We start from the raw sequence: 4,482 nt of genomic DNA, 5'->3' as shown, positions 1-4,482 counted from the left end.
GCCTGACCGGGCTCGGCGTGGAAACCGTCGGGGTCGACGCCGGACTGACCGGCGGTTTCGACCCCGCCTTCCCGGTGCACCACTACTTCCTCGGCCCACCGCCGGGCGATCTGCCGCACGGAGGGCACCCGGTCCCCGGGCCGGAGTTCGCCACTTTCGATCCGGGTACGAAGCTGCGCGGCGATCGCCCGATACGGCGGTTCCGGATGCTGCGCCTGTGCCGGCATGACCCTCCTCTTTCGTGTGCACTATCCGGGTCTCGTGCCGAGTGTACTAGTTCACCCGACGCGCGAACTAGTGCACTATTTTCAGCCAAAACTGGTGCTAAGCAATGACTTGCACCTACTCTTGCGCTGCTCGATTCGCCGTATCAGTACACCGTTTCAGCGATCATTCGCACGGTCTCCGTCCCCCCTGTTCCCGGAACCACCGGGCCGGGACGGAGCGGCGGCCTCGACGGGAGAGCAGGAGAAGCGATGAAGAACCGGAGCATTCTCATATCCGGCGCCGGGATCGCCGGGCCGGCCCTGGCGTTCTGGCTACACAGATACGGGTTCCACCCGACCGTGGTCGAGCGCGCTCCCGCGCCCCGCACCGGTGGCCACCCGGTGGATATCCGCGGTACCGCCCGGCATGTGGCCGAGCGGATGGGGATCGTCGACCGGGTCCGGGCGGCGAACACCGGAGCGCGAGGCATGGCCTTCGTCGACGCGGCGGGCAACCGGGTCGCGACGATGGGCACCGAGGTGTTCGGCGATTCGGGCGGACCCGTGGCCGAGATGTCGCTCCTGCGGACCGATCTCGCCCGGATCCTCTACGACACCACCCGCGCCGACGTCGAATACGTTTACGGCGACGCGATCGGCACCGTCGCACAGGACCGTACAGGTGTCCAGGTCGGCTTCGAACACGGTGCATCCCGGCGGTTCGATCTGCTGGTCGGCGCGGACGGGGTGCACTCGAACGTCCGGCAGCTGGTATTCGGACCGACACAACACTACCTGCGCGACCTCGGCTCCTACATCTCACTGTTCACCACCACCACCGAGCGGGATCACGACGGCTGGCGGTTGATGTACACCGTGCCCGCGGGCAACGGCCGCCCCGGCCGGACCGCCGCTCTCTATCCGAAGCCCGAGCCCGGCACCGCACTGGCCGGGTTCTTCCTGCGTTCGGCGGCACTGTCCTACGACCGGAACGATATCGACGAACAGAAGCGGATCGTGGTCCGTGCCTTCGAAGGGGACGCGTGGGAGGTCCCCCGCATGCTCGACGCCATCCGGGATGCCACCGACTTCTACTTCGACAGAGTGGTCCAGATCGAGGTCGACACCTGGTCCCGGCAGCGGACGGCGCTGCTCGGGGACGCCGGTTACTGCGCGTCGCCGATGTCCGGTATCGGCACCAGCCTCGCACTCGTCGGCGCCTACATCCTGGCGGGCGAACTCGCCGCGGCCGACGGCGACCACACGGCGGCCTACCCCGCCTACGAGGCGAAGATGCGCCGGTTCGTGGACCGCGCCCAAGAATTCGCGCGTAGCGCCGGCGACGGCGGCCTCATGCCGGACTCGCGCCGTCAGCTCTGGCTGCGCAACCAGGCGATCCGCACCCTCCGGTACCTGCCGCGGCGCGTCGTCGGCCGCGGCATGGAGAAGGTGGCCGACACCATCGAACTCGACGACTACCGCACCCCCGCCCCGCACTGAGAAACCCGATACGAAGGAGAAACAACATGCAAGCGAGCACATTCCTGTGGTTCGACGGGCACGCCGAAGAAGCTGCCGAACTCTACACCCGCGTGGTGGCCGGCTCGGCGATCCTGGACCGGCAACGCGACACGGACGGCCGTGTCGTCACCGTCGTCTTCGATCTCGGCGGACAACGCTGTATCGCCCACAACGGCGGACCACAGTTCACCTTCGGCGGTGGCATCTCGCTGTACCTCGAGTGCGAGAGCCAGGAGGAAATCGATACCGCGTGGGCGGCCCTCACCGAGAGCGGGAAGGAGGGGCCGGGTGGTTCGCTGACCGATCGCTTCGGGGTCACCTGGCAGGTCGTCCCTACCGCGCTCGCGGACCTGCTGGCGGTCGCCGACCCGGCCGCGGCCGACCGTATCCTCACCGCGATACATGCCATGACCAGGATCGATATCCAGGGCCTGATCGAGGCACGGGACCGATGAGCGACCGGTCCGGGCCTGCGGCACCGCGGCCGGCGCGGTGGTCTCCGCGCCCGGGCCGGCCGCTCACGGCCCGGGCTCACCCGGGAAGGACTCGACCGCGGGGGGCTCGGCGCGCAGTGCGGCCAGCGCGAGCCGGGCATAGCGACGCCAGATATCGGGATCCCGGATATCGAGAGCGATCAGGGCGCGCGCCGCACCGGAGACCAGGTGAACCGTCACGGGTTGGGGACCGCTTCTTCCTAGAGGAAGATGTTCTCCATCATGTCGAAGCGTTACCCGCCCGAGGTTCGTGAGAAGGCCGTGCGCCTGGCTCTCGAACGACTCGATGAGTACGGATCCGCCTATGCCGCCGCCCGCGCGATCGGCCCGCTGGTCGATGTGCATCACGAGACCCTGCGGTTGCAATACGTATCGGTCAACTTCACCGAATCGATTGCCCTGCAGGGCATTACACCATCTATCGGTTCGGTCGGAGACGCTTACGACAACGCACTCGCCGAATCGATCATCGGCTTGTTCAAGACCGAGGTCGTGCGCCGACACGGCCCGTTCAAGACACTATCCGAGGTCGAGTACGCGCTGATGGAGTGGTGCGACTGGTACAACAATGCCCGTTTACATTCGCGGCTGGACTACCGGTCTCCAGCCGAGTACGAAGCCGCCTACTACGCTCAAAACCTGCCACGCCGACCGGCGCTGGTCTGAAACCGAAGCCGGCCCCTTCCCCGTGACGGTTCACATTGCATGTTTTTGCTTGCGCGCTGTCAGCCACTGGCGCAGCGCGATTGACCACGGTTCACGGCTTCCGCCGGCCAGCGCCCGACAAGACTTCATATCCGCCCGATCTTCGGCGAGTTCTACGTCAACCCCAAAACGACACGGCTCGCCGCAAGCTGAGGTGCGCGGCTCTCGGTCTCGGGAGGACCGGCATGTCATCCGGGATGCGGTGGCCGGGATTTGGTCGCGATCGTTGGTGGCCGCCAGCGGGTGATCAGCAGCTTCGTGCCAAGTTTGCCGGCCCGGATGGCCAGTCGGTTCGGCACCAGGGCGGCTGTAGCGTCCCTGGCGGCGGCCACGAACCTCGACGTAGGTTCGGTGACCAGGGTCGCGCACCCCGACAGCCAGCTGATGAGGGCGACCCGGCGCCGCCGGGCCTTGGAATACGCGGCCAGATCAGGTGCATAGGCGGCGAGGGTGACGGCGTCCTCGATCGTCATCCCGGCACCTTGCCCGAGTGTGGGATGCATCCCGTGCGCGGCGTCGCCGATGAGCGCCACCCGACCCCGCGCCAGCGACTTGGGGACGCGGATATCGAGTAACTCGTTCTTGAGAACCCGCTGCGGGGCCGCTGCCGCCACCATGGCCGGCACGGGTTCTGGCCAGTCCTTGAAATGGTCGAGACCCTCGACACCTGAGTGAGTGCCCGCGAAGGCGTAGATCCGGTTGCCCGCCATCGGCAGAATGCCGAACTCGGCCCGATGCCCCAACACCAGGCCCACCCACTCCGGCGGCGGAGCGTCGACGATCCATCGCCAGCCGGTGATCCCTGTGTGCCGGACCGCACCCACCTCCGGCCAGACTTGGCAGCGGGTGAGACTGTGCATTCCGTCGGCCGCGACCACGAGGTCGAATTGGATAGTGCCCTCGGCGGTTTCGATGTCTCCGGACGCGTCGACGCGAACAACCCTGGAACCGGGACGCAGGCACTCCGACGGGAGCGCGTCGACCAGGACAGCGAGGAGGTCGGCGCGATGGACCACCACGAGATCGTCGCCGCCGATTACGTCACGCACCTGGCCGCACACCAGTTCGCGCCCGCGCCGGCTACGGATCCCGCCGATATGGTCCGCCATGGCCTGAGCCCGGATGGGTTCACCCACCCCGATCAGATCGAGGGCGGCCAGCACGTTCGAAGTCAGCATGACCCCGGCTTCGACCTCGGCGAACTCGGTGGCTTGCTCGTAGACCGTCACCTCCCAACCAGCCGCTCGCAACGCGATCGCCGCGGTGAGCCCGCCGATTCCGCCGCCGACTATCCCTGCGCGCCTGATATTTTCGGCCAATTTCTCCCTTACGACGATGCATGATCGTGGATGCCACCACCCACCATATGGACGGTACTTCGAAAGTCTTCTGGCGCGGCCACAAAACCGTTTCCGTCCTGACGACACTCGCGACTCCGACCGCTTTCGGGGTGGCGAAGGCTCTAGTGTCCTGCGTCGGGAATTAGTTTTCTAATTCTTGGGTTGTGAGCGGTGTGTCGGCGTGCTGGTTCGCCACGGGGTGGTCATGCTGGTGGT

At 66.8% G+C, this 4,482-nt stretch carries 5 protein-coding genes and 2 pseudogenes; 4 read left to right on the top strand and 3 right to left on the bottom strand.

Annotated elements, in window-relative coordinates:
• Positions 1–95: pseudogene (locus tag ACLML9_RS27920) on the top strand (cyclase family protein); the annotation flags it as partial.
• Positions 96–146: 51 nt separating this feature from the next.
• On the opposite strand, the pseudogene ACLML9_RS27915 reads toward ACLML9_RS27920, so the two are convergent.
• Positions 147–227 (bottom strand): annotated as a pseudogene (locus ACLML9_RS27915) (hypothetical protein); the annotation flags it as partial.
• Between the two features lie 249 nt (positions 228–476).
• On the opposite strand from ACLML9_RS27915, the gene ACLML9_RS27910 reads away from it, so the two are divergent.
• On the top strand, positions 477–1,706 hold the full coding sequence (locus tag ACLML9_RS27910; RefSeq protein WP_411948298.1) for an FAD-dependent monooxygenase: 1,230 nt from the start codon (positions 477–479) through the stop codon (positions 1,704–1,706).
• Between the two features lie 26 nt (positions 1,707–1,732).
• Entirely contained in the window at positions 1,733–2,182 is a 450-nt protein-coding gene (locus ACLML9_RS27905) for a VOC family protein (protein WP_411948297.1), read from the top strand.
• 63 nt (positions 2,183–2,245) lie between these two features.
• On the opposite strand, the gene ACLML9_RS27900 is transcribed toward ACLML9_RS27905, so the two are convergent.
• Entirely contained in the window at positions 2,246–2,401 is a 156-nt protein-coding gene (locus ACLML9_RS27900) for a hypothetical protein (protein ID WP_411948296.1), read from the bottom strand.
• 42 nt (positions 2,402–2,443) lie between these two features.
• On the opposite strand from ACLML9_RS27900, the gene ACLML9_RS27895 reads away from it, so the two are divergent.
• Positions 2,444–2,887, top strand: a complete 444-nt coding sequence (locus ACLML9_RS27895; RefSeq protein WP_411948295.1) for an integrase core domain-containing protein — start codon at positions 2,444–2,446, stop codon at positions 2,885–2,887.
• A gap of 227 nt (positions 2,888–3,114) precedes the next feature.
• On the opposite strand, the gene ACLML9_RS27890 is transcribed toward ACLML9_RS27895, so the two are convergent.
• Complete coding sequence (locus ACLML9_RS27890) at positions 3,115–4,353, bottom strand: FAD-dependent monooxygenase (RefSeq protein ID WP_411948294.1); 1,239 nt, start codon at positions 4,351–4,353, stop codon at positions 3,115–3,117.
• Between the last annotated feature and the right edge of the window lie 129 nt (positions 4,354–4,482).

The sequence above is a fragment of the Nocardia sp. NPDC002869 genome (assembly GCF_046764065.1).
Taxonomy (GTDB): Bacteria; Actinomycetota; Actinomycetes; order Mycobacteriales; family Mycobacteriaceae; genus Nocardia; species Nocardia rhamnosiphila.
The sequence above is the reverse complement of the archived record's forward strand: the minus strand, read 5'-3'. Positions and strand labels throughout refer to the sequence as shown.

Excerpts from the sequence above, each read along its gene's own strand:
- ACLML9_RS27910 (WP_411948298.1), top strand. The coding sequence starts at position 477 with ATGAAGAACCGGAGCATTCTCATATCCGGCGCCGGGATCGCCGGGCCG.
- ACLML9_RS27905 (WP_411948297.1), top strand. The coding sequence starts at position 1,733 with ATGCAAGCGAGCACATTCCTGTGGTTCGACGGGCACGCCGAAGAAGCT.
- ACLML9_RS27895 (WP_411948295.1), top strand. The coding sequence starts at position 2,444 with ATGTCGAAGCGTTACCCGCCCGAGGTTCGTGAGAAGGCCGTGCGCCTG.